Consider the following 19,694-nt stretch of genomic DNA (forward strand, 5'->3'; position numbering starts at 1 on the left):
AATAAGCAGACTGATATAGTTTGATTAATCATTTTTTGACCAGGTTGCCATGCTCGCTTTAATTTCTCCAGCCAAAACTCTCGATTACGATACTCCATTACCGACTGACCAATTTACTCAAGCGAGATTATTAGAACATTCACAGGACTTGATTAAAGTTTGTCGCACACTTTCTGCAACAGAAATTTCCAGCTTAATGAGTATCAGTGAAAAAATTGCCAGTTTAAATACCGCACGTTTCAATGACTGGCAGCCAGATTTTAATTTAGCCAATGCCCGTCAGGCGATTTTTGCATTTAAGGGTGATGTCTATACCGGACTGGATGCCTATAGTTTGAAGCACGAAGATCTGCACTATGCACAAGACCGTTTACGTATGTTGTCTGGATTATATGGACTGTTACGTCCTTTGGATCTAATGATGCCGTACCGTCTGGAAATGGGAACCAAGTTAGCCAATTCCCGTGGGCATAATCTATATGAGTTCTGGGCTCATCACATTACTGATCTGATTAATCAGGATTTAACCGCAGCAAATTCTGAAATTCTGGTGAATATTGCTTCTGATGAATATTACAAATCAGTCAACGAGCGCAAAATTCAGGCAGACATTATCAAGCCGGTATTTCTGGATCAGAAAAATGGCAAATATAAAGTGATTAGTTTCTATGCCAAAAAAGCACGCGGTCTCATGGCGCGTTTTATGATTGAAAATAAAATTGATCGTATAGAGGGGCTAAAAGCTTTTAATACTAATGGCTATTATTTTGATGCAGACAGTTCACTCAAAGGAGAACTGGTGTTCAAGCGTGATGAACAACTGAGTGCATAAATGAGATGATTCCCAGTATCCAGCATGAGGATATGTATGCCGGATATTGGGATGTCTTTATCATGGTTAGGTTCTTAAATAGTGTTCAACGATTTGACTCTATGATGAGTGAAGTGTGGATGAACTGCATAATGAAAACTTCAAGATAGTTAAAAATAAACAATATCGTTAAACACTTTGAAATCCCTCGCAAAATCTCCCTTATTTAGATCATTTTATTTTAAAAATTAAAGTTGAGCATTCTTGGAAAAGGCCGATAAAATAAACCGAAATAAGTTCTATTGAATAGGTTAGATTTCATTTATCTACATATTTTAATTTTGAATAAACTTCTTTTAGAGATTTTTAAAAATATATTAAATTCAATTATTTATTGTTTATTTGAAAGAATTTTTAATAGTATCGATTTTTTGAAAAAAAGAATTATAAATTAATTAAGTATTAATAAATAAAACGACATAAAATTGATCTTTAGAAGATAAATAAATGCCTTCTATCGGGTTAAATGTAAACTATGTCACAAGTTTGTTAGGTTTTTTGTTAGCATAATTGCATAGTGTTACAAAGCAGCATAATAAAAATGAAAATATATGCTATCCCTGTTTTTGCCTTAATGATCAGTTTATTAGGATTTTGTGTCCATAAACAGTCAGAAATCAGAAAATATGAAAAGATCCGTCATGTCTTGAACGATGGACGTGATTCAAGCAAATTGCTGGAATCCAATCGGCATCGACATTAAGCAGGTTATATATCTTCCTCCCGCCAATTGGGCTGGATTAATAAAATTAAAACCATAATAAATATAATAAAATTTTTTAAATATTCACCTGGAATATATTAATTTCTAATAAAGTGTAAAATCAAATAAGCAATAAGAAATCAATGTGTTATAATTTGCCAACGATCAGGATGAAGCAGAATTCATCTTGTTAAGCATTTGATTTAAATCGAGAAAATAAAGCTGCATAAAGGTTATGCAGCTTTTTTGTTTAGATTTTTTTTGGGTTTTTATAGCATAGCCCTGGGGCTGTAAGCTGTTCCAACATTTTAACCCGTCAAATGGCTATGCTGGCATATTCGTTGCTAACACATCCTTAAAATTGATGAATTTTTTTATAAAGTTTCATTTATTTGACGGCTTGCTTAAAGCATAAAGTTTACTCAATAGGGGCTAGGTCATGACGACTCCTAATCCATCTTCAGAAAGTATGCTTGAACGTCTGTTTAAACTGAGTGAAAACAAAACCAGTTTCCGTACAGAAGTTCTTGCTGGTGTGACAACATTCTTAACGATGTGTTACATCATTATTGTCAATCCGATGATTTTGTCCGAAACGGGGATGGATCATGGGGCTGTCTTTGTAGCAACCTGTCTTGCAGCCGCGATTGGCTGTTTAGTCATGGGCTTGATTGCAAATTATCCAATTGCACTTGCACCAGGCATGGGCTTAAATGCCTTCTTTACCTATTCCGTCTGTTTGGGAATGGGTGTGCCTTGGCAAACAGCACTCGGGGCTGTGTTTATCTCCGGTCTTGTGTTTATTGCGATCAGCATGTTCAAAATCCGTGAAGCCATTGTAAATGCGATTCCAATGTCGCTGAAACTGGCCATCGGTGGTGGTATTGGCTTATTCCTTGCGCTGATTGCTTTGAAAAATGCCGGCCTGATTGTGGATAATCCTGCTACGTTGGTAGGTTTGGGCGATTTAAAACAACCATCGGTTTTGCTTGCATTATTTGGTTTCCTTCTGGTTGTTGTGATGCATCACTTTAAAGTGCGTGGTGCGATCATCATCAGTATTTTGGTGTTAACCGGTATTTCAGCAGCATTGGGTCTGAGTGAATTTAAAGGTGTGGTTGGCGCAGTGCCATCGATTGCACCCACATTTATGCAAATGAGCTTTGAAGGTCTGTTCACTGCCAGTTTAATTGGCGTGATTTTTGTCTTCTTCCTGGTCGATTTATTCGACTCAACCGGTACGCTTGTAGGTGTTTCACACCGTGCAGGCTTGTTGAAAGATGGCAAACTGCCGCGTTTGAAAAAAGCACTTTTTGCGGACTCTTCTGCAATTGTTGCAGGTGCAGCGCTGGGTACATCTTCAACTACGCCATACATTGAATCTTCTGCAGGCGTAGCAGCCGGTGGCCGTACAGGTCTAACTGCTGTTGTAGTCGGTATCCTGTTTGTTGCCTGTTTGTTCCTGGCTCCATTGGCACAGTCTGTGCCAAGCTTTGCAACAGCGCCAGCGCTGTTATTTGTTGGTGTCTTAATGATTCAAGGTATAGTGCATATTGACTGGGAAGACATTACAGAAGCAGTTCCTGCATTTTTAACCATCGTATTTATGCCATTTACCTATTCAATTGCTGATGGTATTGCGATGGGCTTCATCAGCTATGCACTGATCAAATTGTTAACCGGTAAGGCATCAACTGTACCGTATATGGTCTGGATTATTGCAGTACTATGGACGCTTAAATTCGCACTATTTGGCGGCTAATTTTTCTAGATTTGGAAAGGGTGTAAACTCAGTTTGCACCCTTTTTTTATTATTTTAGGTTTCATGAGGAGAAGCGATGAACCGTCTTGAGTTGATTCGAGCTTTGCCAAAGGCCGAGCTTCATGTTCATATTGAGGGCACTTTTGAGCCTGAGCTAATGTTTGCGATCGCTCAGCGTAATAAAATTGCCATCCCGTATAAATCTGTTGAAGAAGTTAAACAGGCCTATAACTTTCATAATCTTCAGTCGTTCCTGGATATTTATTATGCCGGCGCTGCTGTATTAATTCATGAACAGGATTTTTATGATCTGGCGTGGGCGTATTTTGAAAAATGTGCTGAAGACCGGGTCGTGCATACTGAAATGTTCTTTGATCCACAAACCCATACCGATCGTGGTGTTGCTTTTTCAACCGTGATCAACGGCTTGCAAAAAGCCTGTGATGATGCCAAAACTAAACTTGGTATCAGTTCACATCTGATTATGTGTTTCTTGCGTCATTTAAGTGAAGATGCTGCATTTGCAACACTGGAACAGGCCTTACCTTATAAAGACCAGATTATTGCGGTCGGTCTGGATTCAAGTGAAGTCGGGCATCCACCTTCAAAGTTTGAACGTGTCTTTGCTAAAGCGCGTGAAGCAGGTTTCTTGGTTGTAGCACATGCAGGTGAGGAAGGTCCGGCAGCTTATGTCTGGGAAGCTTTAGATTTACTGAAAGTGAATCGTATTGATCATGGGGTTCGTTCGGAAGAAGATCCGGAGTTAATGCAGCGCCTGATCGCAGAAAAGATGCCACTGACAGTTTGCCCATTGTCAAACCTGAAACTCTGCGTCGTGGATGATATGCAGCAGCATAATATCCGTCGCCTCTTGCAACAAGGCGTGCACGTTACAGTCAATTCAGATGATCCATCTTATTTTGGTGGTTATATGAATGACAATTTTATTGCCATTGCCGAAGCGCTGGACTTAAGCAATGAGGAGCTCAAGCAGTTGGCCATCAACTCATTTGAAGCCTCTTTTATTACCGATGCTAAAAAAGAGCAATGGATCAACCAGATCCGTGCCTTGGTTTAAGTTTTTAAATAAAAGGCAGGGTTCGCTCTGCCTTTGTTTTTATAGATGGATATGAAATTGAAAAATATAATTCTGCTCATCAGTAGCGTGTTGATATCTGCTTGCTCAAATGCGGATATGACTTTGACACAGCGTACTTTAAAACCCGTGATTGAATACCAATGTGCAAAAGAATTGAAAGCATCTAAATTCTGGACTGCCTCGACCTATTTTATGCAGGACAAAAATAAAGCTGAACTTGAACAGAATGTCTGTTCATGTGTAGGTGAGCATGCACTCAAGGATATTCCGGCAAGCACTTTACTGAAAGCGACTCTGGATGAAGAAGTAAAGTCAAAACTCACGCAACAGGCTATTGCAAACAGTCTGAAAGGCTGCATGACCGAGTTCTTAAAATAAAATCAGCTTTGCAATGAAAGCTGATTGAGTGTGGTTTTGCAGATTATTTTTTAGAAGATTTGGATTGTCGGGTCATGCTGTTGAGTACATGATCTTTATCGATAAAATGATGTTTCAGTGCTGCGAAAATATGTCCAACTAAAAGTAAGCCAACTGCCCAGGAAAGCCAGATATGCAGGGGTTTTACGATCGCGGTTACAGCCGGATTTTCTGCAATCAGTGCCGGCAGGTTAAATAAATATAGCACTGGTGCTGGATAGCCCAGACTCCAGCTATATAAACAGCCGGTGACAGGTAGAGCAATCAGCATAAAATACAAAGCCAGATGACCTGCATGTGCCAAAGTTTTCATCCGGGGTGACATAGTGTCCGGTAGTTCAGGGGCAGGATGGGTATAACGCCAGAAAATTCGCACAACCAGTAGGAAAATAATGGTGGTGGCGATATTTTTATGCAGGGTGATGACATCGCCTTTAAAGCTGCCATCGACCTCATAACTTAAAAAATTCCCACTATAAAAACCAATCAGCCAGGCCGCAATAAAGATAACTGCCATGATCCAGTGCAACCATTGTGCCGTGCGCGTGTAATATTGTACTTTTTCCATGTGATTTTCGATTGCCCTCAAAGATGGATGCACCTTAGCAAAGGGCGAATCAGCCCAGCAATTCCAAATCTGCAACGCTATGGTGGCTTTCATGCAACATCCATTGAAATGGCTGGGTGCAGATTAAACATTCAGGATGATTTATAGATTTCTTATTCAGGTGAATTTCGGCACAATAGCGTCACGCTTCATATATGAATAAACAAGGAACAGATCTGTGAAAAAATTATTGGCTGCACTTGCTCCGCTTACTTTGGTTTTATCTGCTTGTGCAACAACAGGCAGCCCTGAAACGCAAACCACGACTCAACAGCTGGGTGGGGCTGCGCTTAAAATCGCGATCAATGCAAAATGTACGACTGAGCTGAATAATATTCCAGCATGGCAAACAGCTACACGTCTAATGACTACGACCCAAAAGCAGAATATCCAGACTGAAATTTGTGGCTGTGTCAGTGAAAAAGCGCCACAAAGTGTAACAGCGGTAGATTTGGCGACTGCAGCAATTGACCCGGCAACACGTGCGACGATTGTCGGCAATGTGGTTGCAAAAACCATTAACGCTTGTGTGGCTGAAGCTGTAAACTAAGCCAAGATTAAATTGAAATAGGCTGACTGGTTCAGCCTATTTTTTATGGAAAAATAGACATGAAGATTGCTGGTGTAGATGAAGCAGGGCGTGGGCCATTAGTCGGTTCAGTCGTCGCTGCGGCAGTTATTTTGGATCCGAACAACCCGATTGAGGGTTTAAATGATTCTAAAAAACTCACTGAAAAGAAGCGTGAAAAACTTTTTATCGAGATTCAGGAAAAAGCGCTGGCATGGGCCATTGCTGAGGCTTCTGCGGCAGAGATTGATGAACATAATATTTTGCAAGCTTCTTTGCTGGCCATGCGCCGTGCTGTAGAAGCTTTGCCAGTTCAGCCTGAGCATGTATTGGTCGATGGCAACAAGATTCCACAGGGCCTTGCTATGAGCTGTGATGCCGTGGTGGGTGGTGATGCACTGCATGCTGAAATTTCAGCAGCCAGTATTCTGGCGAAAGTAACCCGTGATCATCAGATGATCGAGATGGACCAGAAGCATCCGCAATTTGGCTTTGCCAAGCACAAGGGTTATCCGACCAAGGCACATTTTGAAGCGATTGCCTTACATGGCGTGATTGATGAGCATCGTCGCAGTTTTGGGCCGGTAAAAAAGGTGATTGCAGCATTACAGCAGGGTGCAGAACTTTAAGTTTTATTTTAAATTATCTAAGTATTTAATATTTTTGTATAAAATTTAGACAAATTTAAAGCGGCTCAAAAGCCGCTTTATTCTTCACACAAACATTAACGGTTAAAGTTATTTTGTGTCTGGCTATCGTCTTCATAAGAAGGTTGGTAATCTTGATCGATATGTTGAAGATGTTCATGCATTGCACGTTCATGCTGGATACGCTGGTAAATCTCTTCACGGTGCACAGAGACTTCTTTCGGAGCATTTACCCCGATACGAACCTGGTTACCTTTTACACCAAGCACAGTCACACTGACTTGATCACCAATCATTAAAGTTTCCCCGACGCGTCGAGTCAGAATCAGCATGTTTTTCTCCTTGCAAAATGCAAAACCTGCAATCTATTGAATATAAAACAAAAAGCACAACCAAAAATTACAAAATAAGATCTGGATAGAAATTCTGTCATCTGGGTGAAAGATTTTAATCTATCTCAGCTGGTTAAAAATCCTCAGGCTTAATATAACAGAGCCACTATAAAAAAAACTATAGTGGCTCTGCATTTTTGTAGACTTTTATAAAATACTGTCAAACAATGACAATATTCTATCTTAACGCTTAAGCACGTGCGCTAGATTCGCCTTGTTCACGGTCTAAACCGAATGCGGTATGCAATGAACGAACCGCAAGTTCAAGATAATTTTCTTCAATGATCACAGAAATCTTGATTTCAGACGTCGAGATCATCAGGATGTTAATACCTTCATCTGCCAATGCTGTAAACATTTTGCTCGCTACACCGGCATGTGAACGCATACCGACACCTACGATCGATACTTTTACGATATCTGAACGGGTCGCAACTTCACGTGCACCAATTTCTTGAGCAGTTGCTTCAAGAATAGCTTTGGCTTTATTTAATTCGCCACGGTTCACAGTAAAAGTGAAATCAGTTGTACCATCTTCTTCAACGTTCTGGATAATCATATCCACTTCAACATTGGCATCACCAATCGGGCACAAAATTTTAGAAGCAATACCCGGTTCGTCAGGCACGCCTAAAATAGTTAATTTTGCTTCGTCACGGTTAAATGCGATACCGGAGATAATTGGCTGTTCCATATTGTCTTCCAATTCAGTCGTAATAAGTGTACCAACGTTTTGCTTAAACTCTTCGTCGAATGCGCCATCGTTGTCATTGTCGAAACTTGATAATACGCGTAAAGGCACCTGGTATTTACCAGCAAATTCAACTGAACGAATTTGCAGGACTTTAGAACCGAGTGACGCCATCTCAAGCATTTCTTCAAATGAAATACGATCAACTTTTTTTGCTTTTGGTGCAACACGTGGATCGGTGGTATATACACCGTCAACGTCGGTATAAATTTGGCATTCATCTGCTTTGAGTGCGGCAGCAATTGCAACACCTGAAGTATCAGAACCGCCACGCCCTAAAGTAGTGGTATTGCCATGTTCATCAAAACCCTGGAAACCGGCAACGACAAGTACGCGGCCTGCATCCAGATTTGAGTTCAGGACTTCAGTATCAATGGATTCGATACGTGCCTTATTGAATGAGCTGTCGGTTTTCATGCCAACCTGGCGACCTGTTAGTGATTTTGCTTCAACTCCAATTGAGTTCAGCGCCATTGCTAACATAGAAATCGTAACCTGTTCACCCGTAGATACCATTTGGTCTAGTTCACGTGGGTCAGGGGTTTCGGTAATGGCCTTCGCTAAAGCAAGTAGACGATTGGTTTCGCCACTCATTGCTGATACCACTACCACTACCTTGTGGCCGTGGTCATGCCAGCGCTTTACACGACGAGCAACATTTAAAATGCGCTCGGGAGTACCCATAGAGGTACCGCCATATTTTTGAACGATTAATGCCATAGTTGTTCCATATAAGCCATGACCCTGATGTACCTATCAGGGTCAGTTACACAAAATTGAAGTTTTATTTTGCCGCAAGCCAGGCAGTTAAATCTGCCATCACTGGAGCAAACTTCTCGTTAAGTGGCGCGCCACCTTGTGCCAAGTCAGGTTTACCACCACCTTTACCACCTAGCTCAGTTGCCAAATGTTTGATGATGTCACCTGCTTTAATAGAAGCAGTAAAGTCTTTTGCTACAGATGCGATTAAGCTCACCTTGTCACCCTCTACACCTGCCAGAACAATCACTGCATTTTCTAATTTTGATTTCACACCGTCGTGCAGGTTGCGTAGTGCTTTTGCATCCATGTTTTCAACAGTTGTAATCAAGGTTGCACGACCTGCAATGCTTTGAACTTGGCTTAGAAGTTCACCAGCTTGCAGGCTAGCAAGTTTTTGATTGAGTTGTTCGATCTGTTTCTGCAAGCTCGATGCAGTATCAACCAGTGCTTCAACTTTTTCTAAAGTCTGGTCTTTTTGCGCTTTGAGCAAACCGTTAATCGTATTGATATCGCGATCGGCTTTTTGCGCAACTTCAACTGCTTTAGTGCCTGTTACTGCTTCAATACGACGTACACCGGCTGCCACACCACCTTCAGAGGTGATTTTGAACAGACCGATATCACCGGTACGTTTTACGTGAATACCACCGCAAAGTTCGATTGAGAAGTTTTTCTCTTCAATCACTGAACCCATAGACAGTACACGTACTTCGTCACCATATTTCTCACCAAACAGCATCATCGCGCCTTTAGCCTTCGCAGACTCGATATCCAGAAGTTCAGTAGACACCGCAGTATTGGCAATCACTTCAGCATTGACCAAGCGTTCAATTTCTTGCAGCTGTTCAAAGCTTACAGGCTGGTCGTTGGCAAAGTCAAAACGTAACACATCAGATGCAACCAATGAACCTTTTTGCTGTACATGTGAACCTAGAATTTGACGTAACGCAGCATGTAGCAGGTGAGTCGCAGAGTGGTTACGTGCTGTTGCTGCACGAATGTCTGCTTTAACCTTTGCTTCTACATTTTGAGTAACTTTTAAGTTACCCATCGTCACGATCCCTTGGTGTACAAATGCACCACCAGATTTTTTGGTATCTTGCACTTCGAAAATACCAGTATCGTTTTTAAAGATTCCTGTATCACCGATTTGACCACCGCTTTCTGCGTAGAAAGGTGTTTGGTTAAGTACGATCAGTGCTTCGTCGCCTTCAACCACTTCGTCAACTTGCTCGCCATCTTTGTAGATTGCGATGATTTGACCTTCACCTGCAGTTGCGTCATAACCCTCAAATTGAGTTTCGCCTTCAACTTTAACTACGCTGTTGTAGTCGATCGCGAATTTACCTGCATCACGTGCGCGTTGACGCTGTGCAGCCATTTCAGTTTCGAAACCAGCTTCATCAATAGTTAAGTCACGTTCACGTGCGATATCCGCAGTTAAGTCAGTCGGGAAACCGTAAGTGTCGTAAAGTTTAAATACCACTTCGCCCGGAATCACAGAACCTTTTAACTGTGCCAATTCGCCTTCAAGCAATTTCAAACCTTGCTCAAGTGTTTTGGCAAATTGTTCTTCTTCTTTAAGAAGTTGTGCTTCGATACGTGCTTGTTGAGCAGCAAGTTCAGGGTATGCATCGCCCATCACTTCGATCAGTGGCTTCAACATTTTGTGGAAGAACGAACCTGTTGCGCCTAATTTGTTACCATGACGTACTGCACGACGGATAATACGACGCAGTACATAACCACGACCTTCATTCGATGGGTTTACGCCATCAGCAATCAGGAATGAACATGAACGTGCATGGTCAGCAACGACTTTCAATGAAGCAGGATACTGAACTGGTGTGCCTTTCTCAGCAGCTTCAGCTTCAAGCGCTGTAGTATCCAGACCAATAATTTCAGCCGCAGCTTTAAGTAAATGCTGGAATAAGTCAATTTCGTAGTTTGAGTTGACGTGCTGTAAAACAGCAGAAATACGCTCCAAGCCCATACCTGTATCTACAGAAGGTGCTGGAAGAGGGTGCAGTACGCCATCCGCAGTACGGTTGAACTGCATGAAAACGTTGTTCCAGATTTCAATGAAACGGTCGCCATCTTCTTCAGGAGAACCCGGTAGGCCACCCCAGATGTGATCGCCATGGTCAAAGAAGATTTCAGAACATGGACCACAAGGACCTGTGTCACCCATTGCCCAGAAGTTATCAGATGCGTATTGACCGCCTTTGTTGTCACCAATACGAATAATGCGAGAAGCGTCTAGACCGATTTCTTTGTTCCAGATGTCGAATGCTTCGTCGTCTGTATGGTAAACGGTTGCATAGAGTTTATCTTTAGGAAGACCAAGCCATTCTTCGTTAGTCAAAAAGTCCCAGGCAAATTTGATCGCATCACGTTTGAAGTAATCACCAAATGAGAAGTTACCCAACATTTCAAAGAAAGTGTGGTGACGTGCTGTATAACCCACATTGTCCAAGTCGTTGTGCTTACCACCTGCGCGTACGCATTTTTGTGATGACACTGCACGTACATAATCGCGTTTTTCTAGACCTAAGAAGCAATCTTTAAACTGGTTCATACCAGCATTGGTGAACAGCAAAGTTGGGTCATTGGCAGGTACTAGAGAACTCGACGCGACACGTGTATGCCCTTGCGATTCAAAGTAACGCAAAAATGCTTCACGAATTTCAGCTGATGTCATAAAACGAGTACTCACAACCAAGTCACTCCATAATTTCCGATTTGGCTAAAACACCACAGTCTGACAAGCATACAAGAGCTCTGCTGCAATGCGGGGCTTAAAAATTTAAAACGCCAAATTATAACGGAAAAAGCAGTATGCACCAATCATTTTAAAACCAATTGCTAAGGATTTATTTACTCAGGTTTTTTGCTGAATAATTAAATTGAATTTTCCCGAAGCAGAATTCGTGGATATCCATCACTTTAAAAAATAAACGGAATTTTAAGTGATCCGAATACAGACAGATGGATCAGAAATAAAATAATCGAAAATCAGTATTTTTACTGAATTTTTTAATATACGGCGCAAGAAATCCTTTAACATAGAAGAATTTTAAAATAGGTATATATAAGGTCGAGTCATGCAACGAGTGGCAATCAATGGATTTGGGCGTATTGGACGGAATGTACTGCGCGCATGGTTTGAAAATCCGAAAGATTTTAATTTTGAAATCGTTGCCATTAACGATATTGCTGATGTTGAAACCCTAATTCATCTGTTTAAATATGATTCGACCCATGGCCGTTTTCCGGGGCAGGTGGATCTCAGCTATGATGCTGAACATATCTATATGCATATCAGCTATCAGGATGCCGCTTTAAAAGTTCAGGTTTTGTGTGAGTCGCAGCCGGCTAAGTTGCCTTGGCAAAACCTGGTGGTAGATGTAGTGCTTGAATGCACCGGGCTCTTCCGTTCCCGTGAAGCCGCGACCCAGCATATTGGAGCAGGGGCGAAACGTGTGATTATTGGCGCGGCACCTTTTGATACGGTCGATGCCGCGATTGTCTATGGTGTCAATCATCATGAGGTCAAAGCATCGGACCAGATCATTTCCAGTGTTTCTTGTACTACGCAGGCTTTGGTGCCACTGGTCAAAATTGTCGATGATGCTTTTGGGATCAGTAGTGCCTTGATGACCGAAATACATGCTGTCACGGCGGATCAATCGGTACTGGATCATGCACATCGTGATTTGCGTCGTGCCCGTGCTTCAGGCCATAACATCATTCCTACGACTTCGAGTGCACTCGGTGCCTTAAAGCGTGTCATGCCAAAAATGGAAGATCGTATTGATGGTTATTCGATTCGGGTGCCAACCATTAATGTGGCCGCGATTGATTTGACCTTTGTCTCCCAGTCGCCGATTACCGATCACAAGTTAAATGAAGTTCTGATTAAGGCTGCCAGGCAGGATTTTGCCGAAATTATGTCGGTAACGGACGAGCCCTTGGTATCGAGTGATTTTAATCATTCCCCGTATTCACTGATTGTTGATTTGACCCAGACTCTGGTGGTCGGGCATCAAGCTAAGGTTTTTGCCTGGTACGATAACGAGTGGGGCTATGCCAACCGTCTACTGGATTTATGTGAATCATTTCATTAAGTTCGGGTTATCTAAACCTCAAAAGCACCAAGACACGGTGCTTTTTTCTTGCCTGTAAATATTCTGCAAGCCATGTTTTAAGAGAATTTGCCGGTAATTGATCGAAAATCAGGAATTGAGGCTGAATTATTTACGTTATCTGAAGCATTTTTCGTTAAGATAAAGACAATAAAATGAAATAAGAGCAAGCACATGATGGTGGTTTGGGGATTTATTATACTGCTGACTTTGGCGGTGATTTTTCTGATCTGGCTGCAGTTTAATCAGAATGATGAACCACGTAGCGTGGAAGGCGTGCCAGTCGAAGAAAAAATCGTGCATCTGGAAGAAAATTTGAAAAAGACCCTGGAAATTATGCAGGATCTAGCCAAAAAAATGCATTTGCAGCAGGAAGTGCTGGATCAGACCACAGCCAAACTTCAGCAGGTTGAATTGCAAAATGCCGAACTGGTCAGTTTGCTGACCAAAGTGGTCGATCCACAGAAATAATCCAAACCCCTTTAGAAATTATTTAAAGGGATTTTGTTTGAGTATTAGACGATTAAAATTCTTAAAACTGCGGCAGAAACCATACTGATGGCGACGGTTGGTAATAATCCAAAACGCGTAGCGGCAAATAGCGTTAAAGCCAAGGCGATCAGGTCTGCAGGATGGTCTCGAACAAAATAGGGTGCAATTACTGAAATCAGCACGCAGCCAGGGACTACTTCCAGAATTTTTCGCTGACGCTGTGTCAGCGTTTTATTTTTTAATAAGACGTAGCCCAAGATCCGGGTTAAATAGGTGGTCGCAGCAATCAGAATAATAGCCACCAAGGTATTCATCTGGATCATGTTTGATCCTCTTGAATCAGGAAAAATGCCGAAGCGATTCCAGACAAGGCGCCAATCGGCACATACCAGCCCGCAGGTAAATATAAATAAGCCAAAGCCGCACAGACTAAACTGACCAGCCATGGCCGGGCAGCCTCAAAACCTTTCCACATACTTCTTAGTAACACCAGAAATACAGCAGGAAAGGCCATATCAAAACCAAAACGGTTGATGTCGCCTAATACAGGTCCAAGCATGGCCCCGAGTGTGGTAAATCCGACCCACATCAAGTACAGGCAAAAACACAGGCCGGCATAATAAGGCATGCTAAACGCAGCACGATAACCCAGTTGCGCCTGTTTCCTTTGTGCATCAGCCAGACCGAGTGCCCAGCTTTCATCGACCATAAAAAACAGCGCCGGAAAAACTTTACGATTCGGGAGATGCTTTAAATACGGAACCAAACTGGCGCCCATCAACAGATGCCGGCTATTCACCAGAAAGGTAATGAACATCAGCATGAGTAAATTTGGTGGACTGCTCCAGACCTCCAGAATGGCAAATTCAGAACCACCGGCAAAGTTCAGGCCTGTCAGTAAAGGCACTTCGAGCAAGCTGAAATTCTTCTGTACCGCCGTCGCACCCAGCACCAGCGCAAAGGGGATAATCCCTAAAAGCATAGGAATAGAATCTTTCATGCCACGTTGAAATTCGCTGAAATCGGTAGGGATAACTACCGCTGCGGTGCTTTGTCTAAACAAAAGCATGGAAATGACCTAGGTACTGCAAAACTAGACCATATTTTATGGCGATATTCAGGCTATTTGCTGTTATAGTGAAAGAGATTTAAGTTTTATTTGAAATTAAATTGCGCTAAATTAAATTTAAGGGGTTTTAAATGCCAAGGCATAGACATGGATCAAATAGATAAACGCATTTTGCATGAGCTGCAAAAGAATGGAAAACTGCAAAATAATGAACTGGCTCAATTAATTGGCTTGTCACCGTCACCCTGTTTAAGACGGGTAAAACAGCTGGAAGATGATGGCGTGATTGAGCAATATGTCGCACTGCTGAATCCACAAAAGGTCAATTTGGCGATGAGCGTGTTTGCACGCGTCTGGCTCAAGTCTCAAGAAGCTGCTGTGGTCGATCAATTTGTCGAAGCGATCAAGGAAATGCCAGAAGTCGTCGAGTGCCAGTTAATGGCAGGCGATTGTGATTTCTTTTTAAGAATTGTGGTGGCTGATCTGGATGCCTATCGTAAATTTCAGATTCATCATTTAACCCAAATTCCCTGCATTCAAAGTGTAAAAACTGAAATTCCATTGCAAACGGTTAAAAGCACGACTGCATTGCCTTTGGTTTAATGCCGGATTCTGTCATGCTATTTGTTTTAAATGTGCATTAAAACGCTGATAGTTGACACAATTGTTGTTGATTTCATCAGGTAGCGAAAATTATAAAATTTGCGATGCATAGCCAAAACTATCGTGCTAGACTAGGAGAAATCGGGTGTGCTCCCGATTTTTTTATGCGGATTCGTTCCGCGCTGACAAGAATTTAGGTTTACAACATGCCCATTTCAGAGACATGGTTATTACCTGATGGTGTAGCTGATGTATTACCAGAACAAGCGCAAGTTATTGAAAGTCTGCGCCGTAAATCACTGGATTTCCTTGCATCTCGAGGTTATCAGCTGGTGTACACGCCATTCATTGAATACATCGAATCTCTATCTTCTCTCTCAGAATCGAATCAAGATTTAGACTTAGCCACTTTTAAAGTAATCGATCAGCTTTCTGGTCGTTTGCTTGGTGTGCGTGCCGATATGACACCACAAGTGGCTCGTATTGATGCGCATGTACATCCAGTGGAAGGTGTAGCACGTTACTGCTATGCAGGAACCGTTCTGCATACCAAGCCTCGCGGTTTTAACACTTCGCGTGCGCCACTACAGTTAGGTGCGGAGCTATTTGGTTCAGACAGCATCGATGCCGATGTAGAAATGGTCGACTTGATGATCAGTCTGATTCAGGAAACAGGTCTGGCAGATGGTATTCATCTGGACTTAGGTCATGTGGGTTTATTCCGCAGTCTGGTGGCTCAAGCCGGCTTAAACAAAGTCGCTGAACAGCAATTATCTGATTTATACCAGCGTAAGGCTTTGCCAGAATTAGAAGAATTCACGGCAGACCTGAAATTTGGTCAGGATTTCTATGCACTTGGACGCTATGCCAGCGACCTGGATGCATTACAAGCGCATTTAAGTGCTGAAGTGTTGGCAAATCCAGCATTTACGCAGGCTTTTAATGTCTTGCAAACCACCAAAGACGAAGTTCAAACCCGTTGGCCAAACTTGAGTATTGGTATTGATGTGGTTGAATTACGTTCATACCATTATCATACTGGCTTGATGTATGCAGTCTATGCACCGAACCGTGCAGCTGCACTGGCACAAGGTGGCCGTTATGATGGCATTGGTGAACATTTTGGCCGCGCGCGTCCGGCAACCGGTTTCTCTTGTGACTTATATGCTTTAAGCGCAGGTCAGTTTGATGCGGTACAGGTCGTGGTTGCACCTAAAGGCACTGATGCAGAACTTCTGAATGCGATTCAGAACATTCGCGCACAAGGCTTAAGTGTAATTCAGTTACTGGGTAATGATGATTTAAACTCGATTCCATATGCAACGCACCTGCTGGTGAATGCGAATGGTGAGTGGACAGTCAAAACGATTTAACTGCTTGGCTCAGTGTTCATGTCGCTGAGCGGGGCTTTCAACTTTAACAGCATGATGTAATGAGGCTATTATGGGCAAGAATGTTGTGGTACTTGGTACCCAATGGGGCGACGAAGGTAAAGGTAAAATCGTCGACCTGCTCACAGATCAAGCGGCAGCGGTAGTTCGTTATCAAGGCGGACATAACGCAGGTCACACTCTTGTGGTTGGTGGTAAGAAAACTGTCTTACACCTCATTCCATCAGGTATTTTACGTGAAAACGTATTGTGCTTAATTGGTAACGGTGTTGTTCTTTCTCCTGAAGCGCTCATCAAAGAGATGGACATTCTTGAAAAAGAAGGCGTTCCTGTTAAAGAACGTTTACGCATTTCTCCAAACTGTCCATTGATTCTTCCGAACCACATCGCACTTGATCAGGCGCGTGAGAAAAAACGTGGTAATGCGAAGATTGGTACGACAGGTCGTGGTATCGGTCCTGCATACGAAGACAAAGTAGCACGTCGCGCAGTACGTGTTGCTGACCTAGTACGTGGTGGTGAACATCTTACTGCTCAGTTAACTGAACTTCTGGACTACCATAACTTCCAGCTGACTGAATACTACGGTGTTGAAGCAGTTAAATTGGAAGATGTGCTGGCACTTTGCGACGAATGGCGTAAAGTTGTTGCGCCACTGGTTGTGGATGTGACCACTGAATTGCATAACTACCGTAAAAACGGTGACAACATCATGTTCGAAGGCGCGCAAGGTTCACTTCTTGACGTTGACCACGGTACATATCCGTATGTGACTTCTTCGAATACCACTGCTGGTGGCGTAAGCTCTGGTTCAGGTCTGGGTCCTTTGCATCTTGACTATGTACTGGGTATTACCAAAGCGTATACAACGCGTGTAGGTGCAGGTCCATTCCCAACTGAGTTGGTGTATGACGCTGCAAATGACACGGGTGATGCGATTGGTAAACACCTCGGTACGATTGGTAATGAATTTGGTGCCTCTACTGGCCGTCAACGTCGTTGTGGCTGGTTCGATGCTGAAATCCTACGCCGTTCAGTTGACGTAAACTCACTTTCTGGTATTTGCCTGACTAAACTTGACGTTCTTGACGGTTTAGAAGAAGTGAAAATCTGTGTGGGTTATGAAGCTGCAGATTCTGGTTGTGTCGGTTCTTCTGATGCGCTTGCATTCGAAACTTTAAAACCGATTTACGAAACTATGCCAGGCTGGTCTGAGTCAACTTTCGGTGCGAAATCACTGGATCAATTGCCAGAAGCTGCATTGAACTATGTAAAACGTCTTGAGCAATTGATTGAATGTCCAATCGACATCATTTCAACAGGTCCAGACCGTGAAGAAACGATTGTTCTTCGCCACCCGTTTGATGCTTAATCTTCATTTGATTAAAGCTTGAATGATAAAAACCCATTTCCGGATGGGTTTTTTTATATCCTGAATTTATGCAGGTATTTCAAGACTAAAGTTGCATCGGTAATACCACGTGATGTGCTTTAACATAGCGGTATATAAAGAAAGAAAAATGAGCAGCAGGATGCAAAAAAATATATCGGCGACCATGTTTTATTCATTGTTATTCGCGATGGGCGGGGCGCCAACAATTGCCATGATGATTATTCGTGCGCAAACCCAAAATCCCGAGGTGATTTATGCGGCACTGATTGGTCTGAGTGTCATTATTGCCTGTGTTTTAGTGCCTATTATTTTATTGCAAAATGCTTTTTTATATTTCAAACGTAAAGATGAAATACTTGAACAGAAAATAAAACCACTGAGTCAGATTTATTTGGGTCTCAATATTATTTGTCTGATTTATTGGTTGGCGATACAGTATTTGGGTTAAAAATTACATAATTTATAAGAAGATGAATGAATTAAGCGTTTAGCTGCTGTGCGCTTTCACTTATAATTTTTACAATGTAAATTGCCCTTGAGCCAAGGCGGAGTAAATTATAATGAAGAATAAACTTTTATTGAGTATGGCGGCTGCTACAGTCGTCACATTATCAGGTTGTACCACCATTGCCGATATGGCAGGGGCAGATACTGCGACCTTAAATGCATCTGCGAGCCAAAGCTATAATGCCATGGTCAATGATGCGCGCAATAAAGGCCAACTGGATACCAGTTCAGCCACCTATAAACGGATTAATAATGTATTTAACCGTTTGAAGCCAGTTGCTAACCAGATGAATCAAACCGGTACAGCATTCCAGTGGCAATTGGCTGTGCTCAAATCTGATCAGGTCAACGCCTTTGTTGCACCAGGTGGTAAGGTTGTATTCTATACCGGTATCGTGAATAAACTGAATCTGACCGATGCTGAAATTGCAGCGATTATGGGTCATGAAATGGTGCATGCCTTAGAAGAGCATTCTAAGCAGAAAATCGGTGCTCAAGCCCTGACTGATCTGGCTTTGGGTATTGGCTTAAATGCAGCAGGTGTAGGTCAAGGTGGCGCTGCAGCAGCACAATTAGGTAGTCAGATCGGTATTGGCTTGCCATACTCGCGTAATCTGGAAAGCCGTGCTGACCAAGGCGGTTTAATGTTGATGGCGCGCGCAGGTTATAACCCGAATGCAGCCATTACCCTGTGGGAAAAAATGAACAAACTTGGTGGCGGCAGTGGTGCAACCTTCCTGTCTACGCATCCATCGAATAGTCAGCGTATTGGGCAAATGCGTCAACAATTGCCAGCAGCGATGCAGATTTATAACCAAAAAAAATAATCCACTGATCATCCTGTAAAAGGAGATCTTGATCGGATTGGAAAGGCAGGGCAATCGCTCTGCTTTTTTTATAGCTAATTGGATGGTTAATATTCTGCGGGCTATTTTCAGGCAATAAAAAAGGCAAAGTCTGACTTTGCCTTTTTTCACTCAAGATCAGAAGATCTTAGTGCTGGTGACCGCCTACACCGTGTACGTGGCCGTGATCTAATTCTTCTTGAGAAGCTTCACGAACAGATACGATTTCAACTTCGAAAGTCAGGTCTTGACCAGCAAGTGGGAAGTTAGCATCAACAACAACATTGTCGCCTTCAACTGCTTTAACAGTTACGATTTGCACGCCGTCATCAGTTTGAGCTTGGAACTGCATGCCTGCCTGAATGTTGTCTACGCCTTGGAACATTTGCGCAGGAACTTCTTGAACTAGGTCAGGGTTGTATTCGCCATAACCTTCAGCAGCAGGAACGTTTACAGTGAATTTTTCACCTACAGTTTTGCCTTCTAACGCATTTTCTAAACCTGGGATGATGTTACCTGCACCGTGCAAATAGGCAAGTGGTTCACCTTGAGATTGGTCGAGAGTTTCACCCTCTGCGTTAGTCAATGTGTAGTGGAAAGAAACCACGAGGTTATTTGCAATAGCAGTCATGTTAATTGATCCATTCAATTTTTTAAGGGTACATCATAA

20 protein-coding genes are annotated in these 19,694 nt (G+C 42.5%); 13 read left to right on the forward strand and 7 right to left on the reverse strand.

Features of this window, described 5'->3' with window-relative positions:
- Nucleotides 1-49: 49 nt before the first annotated feature.
- From yaaA to ACO1B7_RS12245, 4 genes are all read left to right on the forward strand, one after another.
- Nucleotides 50-832 carry a peroxide stress protein YaaA gene (gene yaaA, locus ACO1B7_RS12230; RefSeq protein WP_129716511.1) on the forward strand — a complete coding sequence of 261 codons (783 nt, stop codon included), beginning with the start codon at nt 50-52 and terminating at the stop codon, nt 830-832.
- A gap of 1,181 nt (nt 833-2,013) precedes the next feature.
- Entirely contained in the window at nt 2,014-3,336 is a 1,323-nt protein-coding gene (locus ACO1B7_RS12235) for an NCS2 family permease (RefSeq protein WP_004645563.1), read from the forward strand.
- A gap of 76 nt (nt 3,337-3,412) precedes the next feature.
- On the forward strand, nt 3,413-4,414 hold the full coding sequence (locus ACO1B7_RS12240; RefSeq protein ID WP_044113005.1) for an adenosine deaminase: 1,002 nt from the start codon (nt 3,413-3,415) through the stop codon (nt 4,412-4,414).
- 45 nt (nt 4,415-4,459) lie between these two features.
- On the forward strand, nt 4,460-4,813 hold the full coding sequence (locus ACO1B7_RS12245; RefSeq protein WP_004645560.1) for a hypothetical protein: 354 nt from the start codon (nt 4,460-4,462) through the stop codon (nt 4,811-4,813).
- 43 nt (nt 4,814-4,856) lie between these two features.
- Here the strand turns inward: ACO1B7_RS12245 and ACO1B7_RS12250 are convergent, their stop codons facing one another.
- A complete protein-coding gene (locus tag ACO1B7_RS12250) occupies nt 4,857-5,420 on the reverse strand; it encodes a cytochrome b (protein WP_026055720.1) in 564 nt (187 codons plus the stop codon).
- Between the two features lie 217 nt (nt 5,421-5,637).
- On the opposite strand from ACO1B7_RS12250, the gene ACO1B7_RS12255 reads away from it, so the two are divergent.
- The gene (locus ACO1B7_RS12255; protein WP_129716513.1) at nt 5,638-6,009 is read left to right on the forward strand and encodes a hypothetical protein; all 372 of its coding nucleotides are present in this window, start codon (nt 5,638-5,640) and stop codon (nt 6,007-6,009) included.
- A gap of 59 nt (nt 6,010-6,068) precedes the next feature.
- Entirely contained in the window at nt 6,069-6,656 is a 588-nt protein-coding gene (gene rnhB, locus ACO1B7_RS12260) for a ribonuclease HII (protein ID WP_004278973.1), read from the forward strand.
- Nucleotides 6,657-6,751: 95 nt separating this feature from the next.
- On the opposite strand, the gene csrA is transcribed toward rnhB, so the two are convergent.
- The 3 genes from csrA to alaS form a co-directional block, all read right to left on the reverse strand.
- The gene (gene csrA / locus ACO1B7_RS12265) at nt 6,752-7,006 is read right to left on the reverse strand and encodes a carbon storage regulator CsrA (protein WP_004278972.1); all 255 of its coding nucleotides are present in this window, start codon (nt 7,004-7,006) and stop codon (nt 6,752-6,754) included.
- Between the two features lie 250 nt (nt 7,007-7,256).
- Nucleotides 7,257-8,537 (reverse strand): aspartate kinase, encoded by a 1,281-nt coding sequence (locus tag ACO1B7_RS12270; RefSeq protein WP_004278971.1) that lies wholly within the window; start codon nt 8,535-8,537, stop codon nt 7,257-7,259.
- A 64-nt stretch (nt 8,538-8,601) separates the two neighbouring features.
- Nucleotides 8,602-11,295 (reverse strand): alanine--tRNA ligase, encoded by a 2,694-nt coding sequence (gene alaS / locus ACO1B7_RS12275; protein WP_171260798.1) that lies wholly within the window; start codon nt 11,293-11,295, stop codon nt 8,602-8,604.
- A 388-nt stretch (nt 11,296-11,683) separates the two neighbouring features.
- Here alaS and ACO1B7_RS12280 point away from each other — a divergent pair, with 388 nt between their 5' ends.
- Nucleotides 11,684-12,706 (forward strand): type I glyceraldehyde-3-phosphate dehydrogenase, encoded by a 1,023-nt coding sequence (locus ACO1B7_RS12280; RefSeq protein WP_129716515.1) that lies wholly within the window; start codon nt 11,684-11,686, stop codon nt 12,704-12,706.
- 192 nt (nt 12,707-12,898) lie between these two features.
- Nucleotides 12,899-13,195, forward strand: a complete 297-nt coding sequence (locus ACO1B7_RS12285) for a hypothetical protein (protein WP_005106505.1) — start codon at nt 12,899-12,901, stop codon at nt 13,193-13,195.
- 44 nt (nt 13,196-13,239) lie between these two features.
- Here ACO1B7_RS12285 and ACO1B7_RS12290 read toward each other — a convergent pair whose 3' ends face one another.
- Complete coding sequence (locus ACO1B7_RS12290; RefSeq protein ID WP_129716517.1) at nt 13,240-13,539, reverse strand: AzlD family protein; 300 nt, start codon at nt 13,537-13,539, stop codon at nt 13,240-13,242.
- Nucleotides 13,536-14,285 (reverse strand): AzlC family ABC transporter permease, encoded by a 750-nt coding sequence (locus ACO1B7_RS12295; protein WP_129716519.1) that lies wholly within the window; start codon nt 14,283-14,285, stop codon nt 13,536-13,538. Before ACO1B7_RS12295 ends, ACO1B7_RS12290 begins: the two co-directional genes overlap by 4 nt.
- 147 nt (nt 14,286-14,432) lie before the next feature.
- Here ACO1B7_RS12295 and ACO1B7_RS12300 point away from each other — a divergent pair, with 147 nt between their 5' ends.
- The 5 genes from ACO1B7_RS12300 to ACO1B7_RS12320 all read left to right on the forward strand — a co-directional run bounded on the left by ACO1B7_RS12300 (nt 14,433) and on the right by ACO1B7_RS12320 (nt 19,006).
- Nucleotides 14,433-14,888: an Lrp/AsnC family transcriptional regulator gene (locus ACO1B7_RS12300; RefSeq protein WP_004645552.1), complete on the forward strand. Its 456-nt coding sequence runs from the start codon at nt 14,433-14,435 to the stop codon at nt 14,886-14,888.
- 206 nt (nt 14,889-15,094) lie between these two features.
- The gene (locus ACO1B7_RS12305) at nt 15,095-16,261 is read left to right on the forward strand and encodes an ATP phosphoribosyltransferase regulatory subunit (protein ID WP_004645551.1); all 1,167 of its coding nucleotides are present in this window, start codon (nt 15,095-15,097) and stop codon (nt 16,259-16,261) included.
- A 70-nt stretch (nt 16,262-16,331) separates the two neighbouring features.
- Nucleotides 16,332-17,651: an adenylosuccinate synthase gene (locus tag ACO1B7_RS12310; protein ID WP_004278963.1), complete on the forward strand. Its 1,320-nt coding sequence runs from the start codon at nt 16,332-16,334 to the stop codon at nt 17,649-17,651.
- Between the two features lie 160 nt (nt 17,652-17,811).
- The gene (locus ACO1B7_RS12315) at nt 17,812-18,120 is read left to right on the forward strand and encodes a hypothetical protein (protein WP_005106509.1); all 309 of its coding nucleotides are present in this window, start codon (nt 17,812-17,814) and stop codon (nt 18,118-18,120) included.
- A gap of 112 nt (nt 18,121-18,232) precedes the next feature.
- The gene (locus tag ACO1B7_RS12320; RefSeq protein ID WP_005106510.1) at nt 18,233-19,006 is read left to right on the forward strand and encodes a M48 family metallopeptidase; all 774 of its coding nucleotides are present in this window, start codon (nt 18,233-18,235) and stop codon (nt 19,004-19,006) included.
- A gap of 166 nt (nt 19,007-19,172) precedes the next feature.
- Here the strand turns inward: ACO1B7_RS12320 and slyD are convergent, their stop codons facing one another.
- Entirely contained in the window at nt 19,173-19,655 is a 483-nt protein-coding gene (gene slyD, locus ACO1B7_RS12325) for a peptidylprolyl isomerase (RefSeq protein WP_004278960.1), read from the reverse strand.
- Nucleotides 19,656-19,694: the final 39 nt, after the last annotated feature.

Origin of the sequence: Acinetobacter lwoffii, assembly GCF_049367455.1 — a bacterium.
GTDB lineage: Bacteria > Pseudomonadota > Gammaproteobacteria > Pseudomonadales > Moraxellaceae > Acinetobacter > Acinetobacter lwoffii_W.

What these genes read in the sequence shown, in the direction of transcription:
- yaaA (WP_129716511.1), top strand. Translation starts at nt 50, where the DNA reads ATGCTCGCTTTAATTTCTCCAGCCAAAACTCTCGATTACGATACTCCA.
- ACO1B7_RS12235 (WP_004645563.1), top strand. Translation starts at nt 2,014, where the DNA reads ATGACGACTCCTAATCCATCTTCAGAAAGTATGCTTGAACGTCTGTTT.
- ACO1B7_RS12240 (WP_044113005.1), top strand. Translation starts at nt 3,413, where the DNA reads ATGAACCGTCTTGAGTTGATTCGAGCTTTGCCAAAGGCCGAGCTTCAT.
- ACO1B7_RS12245 (WP_004645560.1), top strand. Translation starts at nt 4,460, where the DNA reads ATGGATATGAAATTGAAAAATATAATTCTGCTCATCAGTAGCGTGTTG.
- ACO1B7_RS12250 (WP_026055720.1), bottom strand. Translation starts at nt 5,420, where the DNA reads ATGGAAAAAGTACAATATTACACGCGCACGGCACAATGGTTGCACTGG.
- rnhB (WP_004278973.1), top strand. Translation starts at nt 6,069, where the DNA reads ATGAAGATTGCTGGTGTAGATGAAGCAGGGCGTGGGCCATTAGTCGGT.
- csrA (WP_004278972.1), bottom strand. Translation starts at nt 7,006, where the DNA reads ATGCTGATTCTGACTCGACGCGTCGGGGAAACTTTAATGATTGGTGAT.
- ACO1B7_RS12270 (WP_004278971.1), bottom strand. Translation starts at nt 8,537, where the DNA reads ATGGCATTAATCGTTCAAAAATATGGCGGTACCTCTATGGGTACTCCC.
- ACO1B7_RS12280 (WP_129716515.1), top strand. Translation starts at nt 11,684, where the DNA reads ATGCAACGAGTGGCAATCAATGGATTTGGGCGTATTGGACGGAATGTA.
- ACO1B7_RS12285 (WP_005106505.1), top strand. Translation starts at nt 12,899, where the DNA reads ATGATGGTGGTTTGGGGATTTATTATACTGCTGACTTTGGCGGTGATT.
- ACO1B7_RS12290 (WP_129716517.1), bottom strand. Translation starts at nt 13,539, where the DNA reads ATGATCCAGATGAATACCTTGGTGGCTATTATTCTGATTGCTGCGACC.
- ACO1B7_RS12295 (WP_129716519.1), bottom strand. Translation starts at nt 14,285, where the DNA reads ATGCTTTTGTTTAGACAAAGCACCGCAGCGGTAGTTATCCCTACCGAT.
- ACO1B7_RS12300 (WP_004645552.1), top strand. Translation starts at nt 14,433, where the DNA reads ATGGATCAAATAGATAAACGCATTTTGCATGAGCTGCAAAAGAATGGA.
- ACO1B7_RS12305 (WP_004645551.1), top strand. Translation starts at nt 15,095, where the DNA reads ATGCCCATTTCAGAGACATGGTTATTACCTGATGGTGTAGCTGATGTA.
- ACO1B7_RS12310 (WP_004278963.1), top strand. Translation starts at nt 16,332, where the DNA reads ATGGGCAAGAATGTTGTGGTACTTGGTACCCAATGGGGCGACGAAGGT.
- ACO1B7_RS12315 (WP_005106509.1), top strand. Translation starts at nt 17,812, where the DNA reads ATGCAAAAAAATATATCGGCGACCATGTTTTATTCATTGTTATTCGCG.
- ACO1B7_RS12320 (WP_005106510.1), top strand. Translation starts at nt 18,233, where the DNA reads ATGAAGAATAAACTTTTATTGAGTATGGCGGCTGCTACAGTCGTCACA.
- slyD (WP_004278960.1), bottom strand. Translation starts at nt 19,655, where the DNA reads ATGACTGCTATTGCAAATAACCTCGTGGTTTCTTTCCACTACACATTG.